Origin of the sequence: Streptomyces sp. NPDC058877 (assembly GCF_042742855.1) — a bacterium.
In the GTDB taxonomy this organism is placed as follows: Bacteria; Actinomycetota; Actinomycetes; order Streptomycetales; family Streptomycetaceae; genus Streptomyces.
Map to the genome: position 1 here is coordinate 1 of NZ_JBHYMF010000016.1, position 17,749 is coordinate 17,749.

The window sequence follows — 17,749 nt, forward strand, 5'->3', positions numbered from 1 at the left end:
CTGTGACGGCCTCGGGGTCGCCGTCTCCGTCGGCTCGCCCGTGGGCTCGCCGGTGGGCTCGGTCGGCTGCACGGTCGCCGTCTCCGTCGGCTCGCCGGTGGGCTCGGTCGGCGGCGCCCAGGTCGTCGGCGGGTTCCACGGCTGCTGTGTCGCACCCCCACCGGTGGACGTGCCCGGCTCCTCGGTCGGCTCCCCGCTGGGCTCCTCCGAGGGGGTGGGCTCCTGCGAGGCAGTCGACGGCGAGTCGGTGACGGCCGGGTTCTTCACCTCGCCGTCCGGTGCGCTCCCCTTGTTGACGGCGTACGCGACGCCGGCGACGACCGCGACCAGCGCGAGGGCGACCAGCAGCCACAGCTTGCCCCGGCCGCCGTTCTGCCCTCCGTAGCCGTCCTGGACGTAGCCGGTGCCGCCCGTGCCGCCGCCGTACCCGACGCCTCCGTACCCCACGCCGCCGTCGTCCGGGTTCATCGGCGGGAGGATCGCGCCCTGCGCGGTCTCCCCGTGCATCGGGTGGCCCATCGCGGCCGTCGTGGCCATGCCGCCGCTCGGGGTGTGCCCGCCCTCGTACATCCCGACCGGCCCGGTGTTCCACAGGCCGGTGTGGCCGCCCTGCTGCTGGAGCATCTGCAGGCCGTACTGGACGAGCCCACGCATCTCCTCGGCGCTCTGGAACCGGTCGTCCGGGTCCTTCGCGAGCGAGCGCATCGCCAGGCCGTCGAGCTCCGGCGGCACGCCCTGCGCCACCTCGGACGGCGGGACCGGTGCGTCCTGCACGTGCTGGTAGACGACGGACAGCGGGGTCTCGCCGGTGAACGGGGGCCGCAGTGCGAGCAGTTCGTAGAGCAGGCACCCCGTCGCATACAGGTCGGAGCGGTGGTCGACCGCCTTGCCGAGGGCCTGCTCGGGGGAGAGGTACTGCGGGGTGCCCATGACCATGCCGGTCTGCGTCATGGTCGACTGGGCGCCGTGCAGGGCACGCGCGATGCCGAAGTCCATGACCTTCACGGCACCGGTGTGGGTGATGATCACGTTCGCCGGCTTGATGTCGCGGTGCACGATGCCGTGCTGATGCGAGTAGGCCAGCGCCTCCAGGACCCCGGAGACGATGATGAGCGCCTGCTCGGGACCGGGCGCTTCGGCGCTGAGCAGCAGGTCACGGATGGTGCGGCCCTCGACGAGCTCCATCACGATGTACGGCACGGGCCGACCGCCCACCAGGTCCTCGCCGGAGTCGTACACCGCGACGATGGCGTGGTGGTTGAGGCCGGCGACGGACTGTGCCTCGCGGGTGAAGCGGGCCTTGGACACCGGGTCCTCGGCGAGGTCGGCGCGCAGCAGCTTGACGGCCACGGTGCGGCCGAGCCGCACGTCCTCGGCGGCGAAGACCTCTGCCATGCCGCCGCGGCCCAGACGGTGCGTCAGTCGGTAGCGGCCGTCGCCGACGACCCCGCCGATGCCCCCGGACTCCGCCGACGGGTCCGGCACGCCGCCGTCTGCTTCGGATTCGGGTGCCATCAGTCCTCGCCGTCGTCTGTCGTGCCGTGTCCAGTCGTCACGCTACAGGCTCCGTGCGACGCCACGGTCCGAGATGGGTCGGCCATCCAATCCCCTCGACGTACGCCTGTGCAAATTCGACGGGCCCCTCCGAAGCACGTGGAAACGCTTCCTGTGCAGAGGGTCACGGAAAGGGCACCCGGCTTGACGTGTCACTGCCCTCGGGCAGACTTGGCCGGGAAATCCGGATCGACGCCGCCGCGCGCGCCTAGGGGGAAGCACAGATGAGCCAGGACGGCGCACAGGGCCGCTATGCGGGCGGGTCGGTCGCGGGCGGCCGGTACCAGCTGCGTGACCTCCTCGGCGAGGGCGGCATGGCGTCGGTGTACCTGGCCTACGACACCGCGCTCGACCGTCAGGTCGCCATCAAGACGCTGCACACGGAGCTCGGCCGGGAGCAGTCCTTCCGCGAGCGCTTCCGACGCGAGGCACAGGCCGTGGCCAAGCTGTCGCACAGCAACATCGTGTCGGTCTTCGACACCGGCGAGGACATGCTCGACGGCGCTGTCATGCCGTACATCGTCATGGAGTACGTGGAGGGGCAGCCGCTCGGCTCGGTCCTCGCCGCCGACATCCGGCAGTACGGCGCGATGCCGGCCGACAAGGCCCTGAAGGTGACGGCCGACGTGCTGGCGGCGCTGGAGGTCAGTCACGAGATGGGCCTGGTCCACCGTGACATCAAGCCGGGCAACGTGATGACGACCAAGCGCGGCACGGTCAAGGTCATGGACTTCGGCATCGCGCGGGCCATGCAGTCCGGCGTGACGTCGATGACGCAGACCGGCATGGTCGTCGGCACCCCGCAGTACCTCTCCCCCGAGCAGGCCCTCGGCCGTCCGGTGGACGCCCGCTCCGACCTTTATTCGGTCGGCATCATGCTCTTCCAGTTGCTGACGGGCCGTCTGCCGTTCGACGCCGACTCACCGCTCGCCATCGCCTACGCGCACGTACAGGAGGAGCCGGTCGCCCCCTCCTCCGTCAACCGCGCGGTGACCCCCGCGATGGACGCCCTGGTCGCCCGCGCGCTGCGGAAGAACCCGAACGAGCGGTTCCCCAACGCCGCGGCGATGCGGGACGAGTGCCTGCGCGTCCTGGCGGCGGGTCAGACCGGTGCGCCGGTGATCGTGGCGGGCGGTCCGGTGAGCAGCGGCTCGGGCGTCGGTTCCGCGGTCTTCCCGCCCGTCGGCCAGACCCCGCCGCCGACCCCGCACGGCGTGCAGCAGCCGTATCTGCCGCCGACCCCACAGCCCGGCCCGTACAATCCGACGCCCCCCGCGTCCGGGCCGATGCCCAGCACTCCCTACGGCTACCCCCAGGGTCCCGCGCCGGTCTATCAGACCCCGGCCCCCTCGCCCTACCCGCCGCAGCAGGCGCCCCGGCCCGTCGCCGCCGGGGGGTCCCGCCGGAACGTGCCGCTTCTCGTCGGCGCCATCGCCGTCGCGGTGCTCGCGATCGGCGGCCTGGTCCTCGCGCTCGACCTGAACGGCGAGGATCCGGGCGCTCAGGCGGGTGACACCGGGACGGACGTGCAGCAGGACGAGTCGGCGGTGCCCGGCTACAAGGGCCCCGACCTGACCAAGACCATCGACACGAAGAAGTGCACGGAGCCCACGGAGTCCAACGACGACCCCGACAAGTTCGAGACCCCGGACCTGACCTACAAGAACATCCAGTCGGTGAAGGACTGCGTCCAGGCGGCCGGCTGGAAGATCATGAACGAGACCACGGTGGACGAGTCCACGTACGGCGAGGGCACGGTCCTGGAGCAGTACCCGCCGGCAGGCCAGGACATCACCGATGCCGATGCCGAATTCACCCTGAAGGTGTCGACGGGCTACCCGCCGGAGTAGGGCGTCGCACCCGCCTCCACCCCCTGCCCCGTCCCGGATGCCGGAACGGTTCGGCCATGTGACGCTGGGTTGAACACCTCGGCGGCTCGGTACGGGAGGGGGGTCACTCGGTGACTCCAGCACTCCGCAAGGGACGGGCGCGGGCCCTCGGCACCGCTCTCACCTGCGCGTTCACCTGCTTCTGCGCCCTGCACGCCGCACCCTCCGGGTACGCGGCGGAGGCCCCCGGCACTTCCCCGGCGACCGGTGCGGACACCCGGTGGCCGGCAGGGCGCACGACGGCCGGGCCGGACGTGCGGAAGCCGGACCTGCGGAAGCCGGAGGCGCGGAAGCCGGAGGGCGGTGCGGCGGGCGGCGTGAAGCCCCCGGTCTCGGCGGGCCGTACGGCTCCGACGCCCTCGCTCCCCGCCAAGGGCCCGGCAGTGCCCCTGCCCTCCGCCGCGCACCCGTCGGCCGCACCGGTGCCGTCCTCCCCGCCCGCCGCTCCAAAGGACGCCGACGGGGGCTCCGGACAGGCCACCGGGGAGAGCACGGGGGAAACCCTCCCCGCCCCCGGCCCCCTCGTGCCGGTGACCTCCGGTACCGGTGCCTCCGCGTCGGTCGTGCCGCCCACGGGTCCCTCCGACGCCCCCGCTCCCCGAAGCTCCGCCTCCCTCGCGGGGCGACCGGCCGGCGAGGGGCGGCCCCGTCCCGGACGCTCCGAGACCGCCGCGTCCTCCGACCCCGCCGCGTCGAGCGGGTCCTCGTCGAGCCCTTCTCGTACCGAAACCGCAACAAGCGCGCAGGAGCAGGACGGCTCCGGGGCGGCGGACGAGCCGGTGCGCGAGGAGGAGCCGCCGCAGCACGGAACCGTGCCCGCCAGTCTGCCCGCCGCCGCGCCGCGACTGTCGCCCGAGGCCGCCCTTCCCCCTGCTGACCAGCAAGTTCCCTTCCTCACCCTGGGGGTGGGGATGACCTTGATGGGGCTCGGCATCGGTTTTCTCGGGCTCCGGATGCGCCGCCGCTGAGCCGTCGGGGTCCCCCGCGCGGGGGACCTCCCGCTTCCCCCTCAGGGCGGTTGCACCCGGCTACATACTCGGTATACATACTGAGTATGTCGATCCGCCACGGGCTCCTCGCCCTCCTCGAACGCGGCCCCCGCTACGGCTCCCAGCTCCGCACGGAGTTCGAGTCGCGCACCGGCTCCACCTGGCCGCTCAACGTCGGCCAAGTCTACACGACGCTCAACCGGCTCGAACGCGACGGCATGGTCACCCAGGACGGTGAGGACGAGGCCGGACACACGCTCTACACGATCACCGACAACGGTCGCACCGAACTCAGGACCTGGTTCGAGGAGCCGGTGGACCGCACCAGTCCCGCCCGTGACGAACTGGCCATCAAACTCGCCATGGCCGTGGGTGCACCCGGCGTGGACATCCGCGCCGTCATCCAGTCCCAGCGCCGGCACACCGTGAAGGCCATGCAGGACTACACCCGTCTCAAGGCCCAGGCCCTCGCCGCCGTCGAGAACGGCGAAACGCGGGAGCGGGACGACGTGGCCTGGCTGCTCGTCCTGGAACAGTTGATCTTCCAAACCGAGGCGGAGGCGCGCTGGTTGGACCACTGCGAGGCCCGGCTGATCCGTCTGTCGACGACGGCGTCCCGGGAGAAGCCCCCAGCGACACCGGCCGCCCCGGCCGCTCCTCGCCCGTCGACCGCCGGTGCCTCCGGAGCGGGCTGACCGACCCCTCACGCACCCGCCCCGCCACCGACCACCTTCCACCGCACACACCCGTACCCGGCCCACCACCGCGTACGACCAACTGGGGGACCTCTCCATGCCCACACCGCAGCCCGTGCTGCAACTCCAGAACCTGACCCGCGTCCACGGCACCGGCGCCACCGAAGTGCACGCCCTGCGCGGAATCGACCTCGCCGTCCACCCCGGGGAACTCGTCGCCGTCATGGGCCCGTCGGGCTCCGGCAAGTCCACCCTGCTCACCATCGCGGGCGGCCTCGACACCCCCACCTCGGGCCGGGTGATCGTCGAGGACACCGACATCACCGCTGCGAGCGTCAAGGAGCTCGCCGCCCTGCGCCGCCGCAGCATCGGTTACGTCTTCCAGGACTACAACCTCATCCCGGCCCTGACCGCCGCCGAGAACGTCGCCCTCCCCCGCGAGTTGGACGGGACCTCCGCACGCAAGGCGCGCGTCGAGGCCCTCGCCGCCCTGGAGGAGATGGCACTCGGCCACCTCGCCGACCGCTTCCCCGACGAGATGTCCGGCGGCCAGCAGCAGCGGATCGCCATCGCCCGCGCCCTCGTCGGCGACCGTCGGCTCGTCCTCGCCGACGAGCCCACCGGCGCCCTCGACTCCGAGACCGGCGAGTCCGTGCTCGCGCTGCTCCGCACGCGCTGCGATGCGGGCGCCGCCGGCGTCCTCGTCACCCACGAACCGCGGTTCGCCGCCTGGGCCGACCGGGTGGTGTTCCTGCGGGACGGCGCCATCGTCGACCAGACCGTGCGGAGCGAAGCCGATTCCCTTCTGTCGGGCCGGGTGGCAGAGGCGTGAAGACCTGGTTCCACTCCTGGCGGGCCGCGATCCGAATAGCCCGCCGCGACGCCTGGCGCTCCAAGGGGCGCAGCGCCCTCGTCCTCGCGATGATCGCGCTGCCCATCCTGGGCGTCAGCGCCCTCGACCTGACCTACCGCAGTTCCCAACTCTCCTCCACCGAAAGGGCGGAGCGGATGATGGGCGCGGCCGACGCGCGTTTCAGGGACGCCCAGTTCGGTGGTGTCCCGATCTTCCAGGACCCGTCAGGGGACCTGCGGACACCGGTCGAGGACTACGAGAACGAGCCGTGGCCGAGCGGCAACACGGACGTCTCCCGGACCTTCCCCGCAGGATCCACCGTCCTCACGGACGAGAGCGGGGCGGCCAAGCTGACGACGTCCCACGGCCTGCTCCTGACCGAAGTGCGCGAGCTCAAGGCCTCCGACCCGGTTGCGCGCGGCATCATGACGCTCCTGGAGGGACACTTCCCGGAGAAGGACGACGAGGTCATGGCGACCTCGCACTTCCTGGAGACCAGCGGTCTGTCGGTCGGCTCGACCCTTTCCGCGCGCAACTTCGACCGCCCGTACCGGATCGTCGGCGCTTACGAACTTCCCGACTCGCTCGGCACCGACCAGGTCAACGCACTGCCGGGGGCCTTCCTCTCGCCGTACGGCAAGGCCGTCGTACGGGCCGGTCTGACCACCCCCGAAACCTCCCTCTCGTACCTGGTGCGCGCGTCCGGTGGTTTCACGTGGAACGCCGTCAAGGAGATCAACGCCAAGGGCGTGGTGGTCACTTCGCGTGCCGTGCTGTTGAACCCGCCCGCCAAGTCAGAGGTGCCGCTCTTCCAGAAGGAGGGCTGGGGCGGCTTCGAAGCCAGCCCGGCCGCTGCCGCCGCCGAGCTCGCCGCCATCAGCACGGTCGTCGGTCTGGCGATGCTGGAGATCTGTCTCCTCGCCGGTCCCGCCTTCGCGGTCGGCGCCCGCCGCTCGCGCCGCCAGCTCGGTCTGGTCGGTGCCAACGGCGGTGCCCGCAGCCACATCCGGGCCATCGTGCTGAGCGGCGGCCTGGTCATCGGCATCACCGCAGCCGTCACCGGAACCGTTCTCGCCGTGGTCCTGACGCTGGCCCTGCAACCGGTCCTCGAAGAGACCATGGGGCAGCGGTTCGGGGCCTTCGAGGTCCGACCGGCCGAACTCCTCGGCATTGCCCTGCTCGCGGTCCTGACCGGTCTGCTCTCGGCCGTCGTTCCGGCCTTCACCGCCGCACGACAGACCGTACTCGCCTCGCTCACCGGCCGGCGCGGAGTCCGCCGCAGCAGCCGGGTGCTCCCGCTGATCGGACTGGCCGCCCTTCTGCTCGGCGGCTCCATCGCCCTCTTCGGCTCGCTCGTCAGCGAGCAGTTCGTCATCGTGGCCGGTGGTTCCGCCATCGCCGAACTGGGCGTCGTCGCCATGACCCCGGCCCTGGTGGGCCTCTTCGGGCGAACCGGCCGCTGGTTGCCGCTCTCCCCCCGCCTCGCGCTGCGGGACGCCGTCCGCAACCGGGGCCGTACGGCACCCGCGGTCGCCGCCGTCCTCGCAGCCGTCGCGGGCACGGTCGCCGTCTCCACCTACATGGCCAGCCGCGAGGCCCAGAGCGAGGCCGAGTACGAGGCCAAGCTGCCGTACGGCGTCGCCTCCGCCTTCGTCCCCGAGGAGGGCGGGCGGGACGCCCCCGCCGTCCGGGAGGCCGTCCAGCGCGCCTTCCCCGTCGACCTGCGCGCCGACGTGGAGCGCGTCTCCGTCGGCAAGCCCGGCTGTGCCCCCTGGAGCGCGGAGGCGGGCTGCGGTCGCTACGAGGTGGTCGTTCCCCCGGCGAACGAGTGCCCGCTGTACGCGGCGCTCCCCGACGGCAGCGATCCTTCGGAGAAGTACACGCCCGAGCAGCGGCGGAAGGTCCTCACCGAGGACTGGCGCTGTGCGGAGAACGGCAACGGCGGGATGTACGTCTCCGAGGGCGGGCTTCTCATCGGTGACGCCACCGTACTGACCGTCCTCGGCGTCGACGACCCCGCAACCGTCCGGGCACTGACCGAAGGCAAGGTCGTCAGTTTCAACCGGACCCAGGTCGCCGAGGACGGCACCATCGGCATCAAGCAGATCACCGACATCGCCGCAGCCGACCAGGCCTCCTCGGAGAACCGCCCGGCCCCCGGCAAGATCACCTCCCTGCCCGCCTACCGGGTGCCCGGTGAGAAGAACGCATACGGCCTCCAGGCCCTGATGACCCCGGCCACCGCCAAGGCCGCAGGGCTCTCCACCGTCCCGCTCGGCCTCTACGTCAGCACTGACCGGCTCCCCGACAGCGAACAGCGCCAGAAGCTCGACGCCGAGCTCGCGAAGCTCGGCAGCGAAGTCCAGCTCCACCTGGAGGAGGGCTTCGTCCAGAAGGACGGCATCGTCCTGCTCTCGCTGGCCGTCTTCGCCGGTCTCGTCACCATCGGCGCCGCGGGCATCGCCACCGGTCTCGCCCAGGCCGATGCAGAAGCCGACCTGAAGACGCTCGCCGCCGTCGGCGCACCGCCCAAGGTCCGTCGCACCCTCAGCGGATTCCAGTGCGGAGTCGTCGCCGCCATGGGCGTGCTCCTCGGCTCGGCCGCCGGACTGCTGCCCGCCGTGGGCCTCCGCCTCACCGAGGAGCGCGAGCAGGTCCGCTTCTTCGAACAGAACCTGGCCCAGGGCTGGACCGGAGAAACCGCTCCGCCCGAGCTGCCGATCGTCATCCCCTGGGAAACGCTGGCCGGCCTGCTCGTCGCCGTCCCGCTCGGCGCCGCGCTGCTCGCCGCCCTGGTGACCCGCTCGCGCGGCGCGGTCGCCCGGCGCGCGGCCACCTGACGGTTCCCGCTCCCGTCCCGTGCCCCTGTACGAGGGTGGATCACCCCCGTACAGGGGCACACCGTGTGGTGAGGCATGCGTACGAGAGAATGGCGGCATGGAGATGCCGAGGAATGACAGGTCGCAGGAGAGCCCCCCGATCCTCGTCGTGGGACAGGACGGGATGGCGCTCGGCGGCGCTCAGGGCGACGACGAAACCCGCGAGGTCCCGGTGACGGAAATGGTCGAGCAGCCTGCGAAGGTCATGCGGATCGGCAGCATGATCAAGCAGCTCTTGGAGGAAGTGCGCGCGGCACCTCTCGACGAGGCCAGCCGCGTCAGGCTCAAGGACATCCACGCCAGCTCCGTCAAGGAGTTGGAGGACGGGCTGGCGCCCGAACTGGTCGAGGAACTGGAACGCCTCTCCCTGCCGTTCACCGACGAGGCGATCCCCTCCGAGGCGGAGCTGCGCATCGCGCAGGCCCAACTGGTGGGTTGGCTCGAAGGGCTGTTCCACGGCATCCAGACGGCGCTGTTCGCCCAGCAGATGGCGGCCAGGGCCCAGTTGGAGCAGATGCGCCGCGCACTGCCCCCGGGCGCGTCCCACGACGATGACGACGAGCAGGGCCACGGACATGCGGGGCGCTCGGGCCCGTATCTGTAGGTCGCACGCGGAGGAGGGCCGGCGCACCGGGTGTGCCGGCCCTCCTCCGTACGCAGGCCGCCCGCGGGACGTGCCACGGCAGGCACCGACCGTCGAGGGGTGGTCCGCCCACCCGGCAGCCGCCTACGGGATCAGGCGCCCGGGGCGAGCAGCAGCACCTTGCCCACGTGGGTACCGGCCTCCAGCGCCCGGTGCCCCTCCGCCGCGTCCTGCATCGGAACCGTGCGGTCGACGACCGGACGGACCGTACCCGCGCCGATCAGGGGCCAGACGTGCTCCCGGACGGCGGCGACGATCGCCGCCTTCTCGTGCACCGGACGGGAACGCAGCGTGGTCGCCATGACGGCGGCGCGCTTGGCGAGCAGCGCCCCGAGGTTCAACTCGCCCTTCACCCCGCCCTGGAGGCCGATGATGACCAGCCGACCGTTCACGGCCAGCGCCTTCACGTTCCGCTCCAGGTACTTCGCGCCCATGATGTCCAGGATGACGTCCGCGCCCGCACCGTCCGTCGCCTTCGCCAACTCCTCCACGAAGTCCTGCTCGCGGTAGTCGATCAGGACGTCCGCGCCCAACTCGGCGCAGCGCGCCAGCTTCTCGGGTCCACCGGCGGTGACCGCGACCCGCGCACCGACCGCCTTCGCCAGCTGGATCGCCATCGTGCCGATCCCGCTCGCGCCACCGTGCACCAGCAGGGTCTCGCCCGGCCTCAGATGGGCGATCATGAAGATGTTCGACCAGACCGTGCACGCGACCTCAGGGAGCGCGGCGGCAGTGGACAACTCGACGCCCTCCGGCACCGGCAGCAATTGGCCCGCCGGGACCACGACCTTCTCGGCGTAGCCGCCGCCGACGAGCAGTGCGCACACCTCGTCGCCGACGGACCAGCCGGACACTCCCGGGCCGAGTGCGGCGATCCGCCCCGCGCACTCCAGACCGGGGTACGGGGAGCTTCCCGGGGGCGGGTCGTAGAAGCCCTGGCGCTGGAGCAGATCGGCACGGTTGACGGCGCTCGCCGTCACCTCGACGAGGACTTCGCCCTCGCCGGGGACGGGATCGGGCACCTCGGCCCAGACGAGGGCCTCGGGGCCGCCGGGTTCCGGAATCGTGATCGCATGCATAGCGGCGAGGCTACTCCCGCCACAAGGTCCTCGCCCGGTACGAGCGCTCAGTCCTCCGGCGGGGTGGAAAGCGGAGTCACCGGCGCTGCGCGCACGATCGTGATCACCCGGTCGGTGATCTCCAAGGGGCTGGCCACGGGGTCGTCGTAGCCGATCAGCCGGTGGCCCCGGAGCACGCTCACCACCAGGTCCTCGGTCTCCCGCACGCTCTTCCCGGCCTCGCTCTTGGTCACCGGACGCTCCACCAGGTCGAGGCCGGAACCCTGCTGGATGAGGTCCTCCATCACCGTGCCGGCGCTGGGGCTCAGCACGGAGAGTCCGAGCAGGCGCCCGGCAGCGCTCGCACTGGTGATGACCGCGTCCGCGCCGGACTGGCGGAGCAGCGGCGCGTTCTCCTCCTCGCGGACCGCAGCGACGATCTTCGCGCCCCGGTTGAGTTGACGAGCCGTCAAAGTGACCAGGACCGCCGTGTCGTCGCGCTGGGTGGCGATGACGATCTGCCGGGCCCGCTGGACCTCGGCGCGGAGCAGCACGTCGCTGCGGGTGGCGTCGCCGATGACGCCGACGAATCCGTCCGCGTTCGCCGTCTCGATCACCTTGCTGGAGGGGTCGACGATGACGATCTGGTCCTTGCGGAGCCCGGTCGCGCAGAGCGTCTGGATCGCGGACCGCCCCTTCGTTCCGAAGCCGACGATGACGGTGTGGTCGCGCAAGGTGGACCTCCAGCGGTTCAGTCGGAACTCCTCGCGGGTCCGCTCGGTGAGGACCTCAAGGGTGGTGCCGACCAGGATGATCAGGAACAGCACGCGCAGGGGCGTGACCAGCAGGACGTTGGCAAGCCGCGCGGAATCGCTGTACGGGACGATGTCGCCGTACCCGGTGGTGGAGAGCGTCACGGTCGCGTAGTAGACGCAGTCGAGGAAACCGACGGTCTCGTTGGCGTTGTCGTGGTAGCCGTCACGGTCGAGGTAGACGATGAACACCGTCACGACCAGCACGCCGAGCGCCATGAGCAGTCGCTTGCCGACCTGTCGCAGCGGCTTCTCCACGACCCGGCGGGGCAGCTGGACCCGGGGACCCGAAACCCGCTCGTCCGCATGGCGGGCCATGACGTCGCGACTGGGCAGTTTCACGTGAAACACGCTCCTTGAGCCGGTACGGCGCCCGACATGGGTGTCCAGGGGAGGTCGAGGACGTCCAGCACCTGTCCCGCCCTCGCCCCGCCGGGCGGCACCACGGCCATGCCGTCCGCGACGGCGATGCCCCGGAGCATGGCGGGCCCGTTGTAGCGCAGCGGTACGGCCTGCTCTCCGCCCCGGCGGACGACCGGGACGAGCCTCGTGTCATGGGGGTGCCCGTGCACCTCGTCTTGAAGGGATGCACGCCCGCCGGACGGCACGGCCGTGGTCGGAGGGTCCCCCGCAGCGGGAGGGCCGGTCGGGGGGACCCCGGTGAGGGCGGCGAGGAACGGCTCGGCGAGCGTGAGCAGACCGGACACGGCGGCGAGCGGGTTGCCGGGGAGACCGACCAGATGACGGCGGCCGTCGAGGGCCGCCAGGAGCATCGGATGGCCGGGGCGAACCTTCACGCCGTCGACCAGGAGCGTGGCGCCCGCCGTGTCGAGCACCCGGTGGAGGTGGTCGACGGGGCCGGCGGCGGTGCCCCCGGTGGTGAGGACCAGATCGGCGGCAGATCCCGTCACGGCCGCGTGGAGCTCTTCGGGGTCGTCACCGATCCGTCGGGTGGCGAGCACCTCGGCACCGAGCGCCGTCAGCCAGGGGCCGAGCATCGGTCCGAGGGCGTCCCGGATGAGCCCGTCGTGGGGAAGACCCGCCGTGAGCAGTTCGTCTCCGAGGACGAGGACCTCCACACGGGGCCGTGGCGACACGGGGAGCTCGTCGTACCCGGCGGCGGCGGCCAGGCCCAATACGGCTGGCGTCACGAGGCTGCCCGCAGCCAGCAGCACGTCGCCGGAACGGCACTCCTGGCCCCGGGGGCGGATGTCCTGCCCGGGGACGACCTCGCGCAGGGCGTACAGCAACAGGCCGGTCCCGGGCGTGGCACCGGCGTTCCGGGTCCGCTCCGACCGGGAGTGTTCGGTGCGGATGACGGCGGTGGTCCCGGGCGGCACGGGGGCACCGGTGGCGATCCGAACGGCCTCGCCGTCGGCGGGTGCGGCAGCCGGCACACGGCCGGCGAGGAGGGGGGTCTCCACGCGCACGGTCCAGGGCCCCTGCCCCGGGCCCGTGACCGCCCAGCCGTCCATGGCCGAGGTGTCGAAGGAGGGCAGGTCGGTGAGGGCGAGGAGCGGCTCGGCCAGCACCTGACCGAGTGACCGGCCCAGGGGGAGGCGGTGTGCCTCCCGCTCGACCCGTGCAGCGGTTCCGGCACGGACGGCTGCGGCCCGTGCCTCGGGCCAGGCGGTGGCCCGGTGCGGAAGTGCGCCCTCGGCACCTGTGGTGGTTCTCTGGACCACGGAAAGGGGTTCCTTCGGACTCATCCGGCCTCGTCCTGCTCGGCGGCCCAGCGCTGGGCGAGCGCCGCGGCCTTGCGGGCGGCCTCGGCCACGGCCTCCGGCCCGCCCCCGGCGTCCGCGCGCGCCGCCGCATAGCCGACCAGGAAGGTGGTCAGGGGCGCGGCGGGGCGGGCCACCCCATGGGCGGCATCACGGGCGAGGTCGAGCAGCACGTCGGTGTCGACGTCCAATTCGATGCCCAGTTCGTCCTTGACTGCGGTGATCCATTCATCCAGCACGGTCCCATGCTCCCTGATGTGGGTGCGGGCCGTGGCAACGTCCCCCCAGGTGTCGCAGTCGAAGGAGGCCAGGGGGCCCGCGGCAACACGGGTGAGACGGAGCCCCTCGGTGAGCAGGCGCAGCGGCCCTCCGTCGAGTGTGCCCCGACGTTCGGTGGCGGCGGCGAGTTCGCGGAGGAGCGGGGAGCGACGGTAGACGCCGACCAGCGGCTGGTCCCGCCCATCGGCATCGACGAGGAGCGCGGCCTCGGCCCCGGAGGTGCCGGCAAGCGCATCGAGGAGCCGGTGGACGGTGGTCCCGTCCAGGAAGGGCAGGTCAGCGGAGAGGACGAGCAGGACCTCGGCTCCGGTTTCCCGTACGCCCGCGTCGAGGGCGGCCAGCGGCCCTCCGCCGGGCGGGTTCTCCCTGGTCCAGCGGACGGGTCGGACGGTGGGGCGGGGAACCCCGACGGCCACGGTCCGACCTGCTCCGGGGCAGGCCGAGAGCACCCGGTCGAGGAGGGTCCTCCCGCCGATCCGCACGGCCGGCTTGTCGAAGCCCCCGAGGCGCCGGGCGGCGCCCCCGGCGAGCACAACGGCGTCGTATGCGGTGGTCACCCGAGCAGTATGGTCCGCCGGATCTCACCCGCGAGGTGCCCGTCTCCCCTACTGAGACGAGCGTGGCGAACCACACGTGTCCTCCGGAGGGTTTTCACCGGCCCGTGGATCCCGCAAGGCCGCTCGTCCGGCACGTCCGCCCCGCGCGGACGTCCAGCACGACCGCCCCGCTCGTCCAGCACGACCGCGCCGCGCGGACGTCCGGTGCCGGACGTCCGCGTGGGCCCAACACGTCAGACCGTGCGGAGCAGCACAGCAGGCTGCTCGACGCAGTCCGCCACGTACCGCAGGAAGCCGCCCGCCGTACCGCCGTCGCAGACGCGGTGGTCGAAGGTGAGCGAGAGCTGCACCACCTGACGGACGGCCAGCTCGCCCCGGTGCACCCAGGGCTTGGGAATGATCCGTCCGACGCCGAGCATGGCTGCTTCGGGGTGGTTGATGATCGGTGTGGACCCGTCGACCCCGAACACGCCGTAGTTGTTCAGGGTGAACGTGCCGCCGGTCAGGTCGGCCGGGGTGATCGCGCCCTGCCGGGCCGCCTCCGTCAGCCGGGCGAACTCCTCGGTCAGCGACTCGGCGGTCCGGGTCCCCGCGTCCTTCACCACGGGAACGACCAGCCCGCGTGGCGTCTGGGCGGCGAAGCCCAGGTGCACGGACGGCAGCCGGACGATCTCCCGGGCGGCCGTGTCCACCGTGGAGTTGAGCTCGGGGAACCGGGCCAGGGCATGGACGCAGATGCGCGCGAGAAGCGCGAGGAGCGAGATCTTCGCCCCGCCCGCCGCGTTCATCGCCGCCCGTGCCGCCATCAACTCGGTCGCGTCGGCGTCGACCCAGCAGGTCGCGTCGGGGATCTCCGTGCGGCTGCGGGACAACTTGTCCGCCACCGCGCCGCGTACCCCGCGCAACGGAACCCGCTCGCCCTCCGTCGTGACGGGAGCCACGGTAGCGGGCACCGGTACCGGGGAGGCGGTCGCCCGCTCGCGGGTCGCGAGGGCGAGCTCCACATCGGCCCGCAGGATCAGGCCCTCCGGGCCGGAACCGCGCACCTCCCGCAGGTCGATCCCCCGGTCCCTGGCCAGCTTCCGCACCAGCGGCGAGATGACCGGCACGGGCCCCTCGTGCACCACGGGGGCCGGCGCCGCCACCGCAACCGGGGCCGCTGCGGGAGTCGGGGCCGCCGTGGGGGTCGGGGCCGCCGTGTTCGCGGGCCGCACCCGACGGCGTCGAGCGGCGGGACCGGCCGTGCCGTAGCCGACGAGCACATTGCCCGAGTACTCCGAGGAGACGGCTGCATCGGCTCGGGAGCCGTCCGCCGTCGGAGCGGCCTCCGGAGCCGCCTCCGCGCGCTCCTCCGGTGCTCCGGTACCGCCCACGGCGACCGTCAGCAGCGGGGCGCCGACGGGCAGTTCGGTGCCCTCCTCGCCGTACCGGGCGGTGACGACGCCCCCGTACGGGCAGGGCACCTCGACCATCGCCTTGGCCGTCTCGACCTCGACGACCGGCTGGTCGACGGCGACGACGTCACCGACGGAGACCAGCCAGCGCACGATCTCCGCCTCGGTGAGCCCCTCACCGAGGTCGGGCAGCTTGAACTCCAGCACCTGCGCCATCAACTCCCCGCCTCCCACTGCAGTCGTGCCACCGCGTCCAGGACCCGGTCGACGCCCGGCAGGTGGTGCCGCTCCAGCATCGGCGGGGGATACGGGATGTCGAAGCCCGCCACCCGCAGCACCGGTGCCTCCAGGTGGTGGAAGCAGCGCTCGGTCACCCGCGCGGCGATCTCCGCTCCGGGGCCGCCGAAGCCGGTGGACTCGTGGACGACGACCGCGCGGCCGGTGCGCCGCACCGAGGCGCAGACGGTCTCGTCGTCGAACGGCACGAGCGAGCGCAGGTCGATGACCTCCAGGTCCCAGCCCTCGGCCTGGGCGGCCTCCGCGGCCTCCAGACAGACCGGCACGGAGGGGCCGTAGGTGATCAGGGTGGCGCCGGTGCCGCGACGCCGCACGACGGCCTTGCCGATCGGCTCGACGGGCGCGGGTGCCTCGGGGGACCAGTCGGACTTGGACCAGTAGAGCCGCTTGGGCTCCAGGAAGACCACCGGGTCGTCGGAGGCGATGGCCGCCCGCAGCAGCCCGTAGGCGTCCTCCACCGTGGCCGGGGTGACGACGTGCAGCCCCGGGGTGGCCGTGTAGTAGGCCTCGGAGGAGTCGCTGTGGTGCTCGACCCCTCCGATCCCGCCGCCGTACGGGACACGGATGACGATCGGCATCGGCATCGCGCCGCGGGTGCGGTTGCGCATCCGGGCCACATGGGAGATCAGCTGCTCGAACGCGGGGTACGCGAAGGCGTCGAACTGCATCTCGACGACCGGTCGCAGGCCGTACATGGCCATGCCGACGGCCGCGCCGAGGATGCCCGCCTCGGCCAGCGGGGTGTCCGTGCAGCGGTCCTCGCCGAACTCCTTGGCGAGTCCGTCGGTGACCCGGAAGACGCCGCCGAGGGTGCCGACGTCCTCGCCCATCACGTGGACGGTGGGGTCCTCGGCCATCGCGTCGCGCATCGCGCGCTGGAGCGCCTGTGCCATCGTGGCCGGCTTCGGCTTCCCGGCGGTCCCGCCGGTCTTGGCCGCGGCGGGGCCGGTCGTCGCGGTCGTCATCACGCCTCACCCTCGGCTTCGAGCTCGGCGCGCAACTGCGCCGCCTGTTCGCGCAACTGCGTGGTCTGCTCCGCGTACACGTGGGAGAAGAGGTCCATCGGGTCGAGCACCGGGTCGGCGTTCATCCGTTCGCGCAGGTCCGCGGCCATGGTCTCGGCGGCTTCGGCCGCCGCGCGCCTGCCGTCCTCGTCGAGGAGGCCACGCTCCGTCAGTTCCCTTTCCATGAGCAGGATCGGGTCGTGCGCCCGCCATGCCTCGACCTCGTCGGCCGTGCGGTAGCGCGTGGCGTCGTCGGCGTTGGTGTGGGCGTCGATCCGGTAGGTGACCGCCTCCACGAGGGTCGGTCCGCCGCCGCGGCGCGCACGGGCCACGGCCTCGGTCAGCACCTGGTGGACGGCGACCGCGTCATTGCCGTCGACGAGCCGGCCCGGCATTCCGTATCCGACCGCCTTGTGCGCCAGGGAAGGAGCCGCGGTCTGCTTGGCGAGCGGCACGGAGATCGCGAAGCCGTTGTTCTGGACGAGGAAGACCACGGGGGCCTGCCAGACCGCCGCGAAGTTCAACGCCTCGTGGAAGTCGCCCTCGCTGGTGCCGCCGTCGCCGACCATGGCGAGGGCGACCACGTCATCGCCCTTCAGGCGGGCGGCGTGGGCGAGCCCCACGGCGTGCGGCAGCTGGGTGGCGAGCGGCGTGCAGAGCGGTGCGATGCGATGCTCGTGCGGGTCGTAGCCGGTGTGCCAGTCACCGCGCAGCAGGGTCAGCGCCTGGACGGGGTCGAGGCCCCGGGCGACGGCCGCGAGGGTGTCGCGGTACGAGGGGAAGAGCCAGTCGCGCTCCTCCAGGGCGAGGGCGGCGGCGATCTCGCACGCCTCCTGGCCGGTGGTGGACGGGTACACGGCGAGCCGGCCCTGCTTGGTGAGGGCGGTCGCCTGGGTGTTGTACCGCCGGCCGCGGATCAGCTCCGCGTAGAGCCGGAGCAGCAGCGCGGGATCGGCGTCGGCCACCGCGTCCGTGCCGAGCACGCGCAGCGGCTCGGCCTCGGGCAGCAGCGGCGCGGGGTCGGTGCGCGGCTGCCAGGCCGGCGACGGGGTGTGCCGGTGGGCGGAAACGGCACCGGGCGGCTCTTGGACTGTCGAACTGCGCTGTTGCAACGAGTCCACC

At 72.5% G+C, this 17,749-nt stretch carries 14 protein-coding genes; 6 read left to right on the plus strand and 8 right to left on the minus strand.

Annotated elements, in window-relative coordinates:
- A partial coding sequence (locus ACFW2Y_RS06140; RefSeq protein ID WP_384874234.1) for a protein kinase occupies nucleotides 1-1,515 on the minus strand: 1,515 nt, incomplete at its 3' end.
- Between the two features lie 263 nt (nucleotides 1,516-1,778).
- Between ACFW2Y_RS06140 and ACFW2Y_RS06145 the strand changes: the two genes are divergently transcribed.
- The 6 genes from ACFW2Y_RS06145 to ACFW2Y_RS06170 all read left to right on the plus strand — a co-directional run bounded on the left by ACFW2Y_RS06145 (nucleotide 1,779) and on the right by ACFW2Y_RS06170 (nucleotide 9,463).
- Entirely contained in the window at nucleotides 1,779-3,404 is a 1,626-nt protein-coding gene (locus tag ACFW2Y_RS06145) for a protein kinase (protein WP_384874237.1), read from the plus strand.
- A gap of 110 nt (nucleotides 3,405-3,514) precedes the next feature.
- Nucleotides 3,515-4,411 (plus strand): hypothetical protein, encoded by an 897-nt coding sequence (locus ACFW2Y_RS06150; RefSeq protein ID WP_384874240.1) that lies wholly within the window; start codon nucleotides 3,515-3,517, stop codon nucleotides 4,409-4,411.
- Between the two features lie 86 nt (nucleotides 4,412-4,497).
- Entirely contained in the window at nucleotides 4,498-5,127 is a 630-nt protein-coding gene (locus tag ACFW2Y_RS06155) for a PadR family transcriptional regulator (RefSeq protein WP_384874242.1), read from the plus strand.
- 97 nt (nucleotides 5,128-5,224) lie between these two features.
- A complete protein-coding gene (locus ACFW2Y_RS06160; protein ID WP_384874245.1) occupies nucleotides 5,225-5,959 on the plus strand; it encodes an ABC transporter ATP-binding protein in 735 nt (244 codons plus the stop codon).
- Nucleotides 5,956-8,820 (plus strand): FtsX-like permease family protein, encoded by a 2,865-nt coding sequence (locus ACFW2Y_RS06165; protein ID WP_384874248.1) that lies wholly within the window; start codon nucleotides 5,956-5,958, stop codon nucleotides 8,818-8,820. The genes ACFW2Y_RS06160 and ACFW2Y_RS06165 overlap by 4 nt, the downstream gene beginning before the upstream one ends.
- A 97-nt stretch (nucleotides 8,821-8,917) precedes the next feature.
- Entirely contained in the window at nucleotides 8,918-9,463 is a 546-nt protein-coding gene (locus ACFW2Y_RS06170; RefSeq protein ID WP_384874250.1) for a bacterial proteasome activator family protein, read from the plus strand.
- 131 nt (nucleotides 9,464-9,594) lie between these two features.
- On the opposite strand, the gene ACFW2Y_RS06175 is transcribed toward ACFW2Y_RS06170, so the two are convergent.
- The 7 genes from ACFW2Y_RS06175 to pdhA form a co-directional block, all read right to left on the minus strand.
- Nucleotides 9,595-10,581, minus strand: a complete 987-nt coding sequence (locus ACFW2Y_RS06175; RefSeq protein WP_384874252.1) for an NAD(P)H-quinone oxidoreductase — start codon at nucleotides 10,579-10,581, stop codon at nucleotides 9,595-9,597.
- A gap of 47 nt (nucleotides 10,582-10,628) precedes the next feature.
- A complete protein-coding gene (locus tag ACFW2Y_RS06180; RefSeq protein WP_384874374.1) occupies nucleotides 10,629-11,690 on the minus strand; it encodes a potassium channel family protein in 1,062 nt (353 codons plus the stop codon).
- Between the two features lie 20 nt (nucleotides 11,691-11,710).
- The gene (locus tag ACFW2Y_RS06185; RefSeq protein ID WP_384874255.1) at nucleotides 11,711-13,081 is read right to left on the minus strand and encodes a molybdopterin molybdotransferase MoeA; all 1,371 of its coding nucleotides are present in this window, start codon (nucleotides 13,079-13,081) and stop codon (nucleotides 11,711-11,713) included.
- Nucleotides 13,078-13,932 (minus strand): NTP transferase domain-containing protein, encoded by an 855-nt coding sequence (locus tag ACFW2Y_RS06190; protein ID WP_384874257.1) that lies wholly within the window; start codon nucleotides 13,930-13,932, stop codon nucleotides 13,078-13,080. Before ACFW2Y_RS06190 ends, ACFW2Y_RS06185 begins: the two co-directional genes overlap by 4 nt.
- A gap of 233 nt (nucleotides 13,933-14,165) precedes the next feature.
- Nucleotides 14,166-15,542 carry a dihydrolipoamide acetyltransferase family protein gene (locus tag ACFW2Y_RS06195; RefSeq protein WP_384874260.1) on the minus strand — a complete coding sequence of 459 codons (1,377 nt, stop codon included), beginning with the start codon at nucleotides 15,540-15,542 and terminating at the stop codon, nucleotides 14,166-14,168.
- Complete coding sequence (locus ACFW2Y_RS06200) at nucleotides 15,542-16,588, minus strand: alpha-ketoacid dehydrogenase subunit beta (protein WP_384874263.1); 1,047 nt, start codon at nucleotides 16,586-16,588, stop codon at nucleotides 15,542-15,544. The genes ACFW2Y_RS06195 and ACFW2Y_RS06200 overlap by 1 nt, the downstream gene beginning before the upstream one ends.
- A complete protein-coding gene (gene pdhA / locus ACFW2Y_RS06205) occupies nucleotides 16,588-17,748 on the minus strand; it encodes a pyruvate dehydrogenase (acetyl-transferring) E1 component subunit alpha (RefSeq protein ID WP_384874376.1) in 1,161 nt (386 codons plus the stop codon). The genes ACFW2Y_RS06200 and pdhA overlap by 1 nt, the downstream gene beginning before the upstream one ends.
- Nucleotide 17,749: the final 1 nt, after the last annotated feature.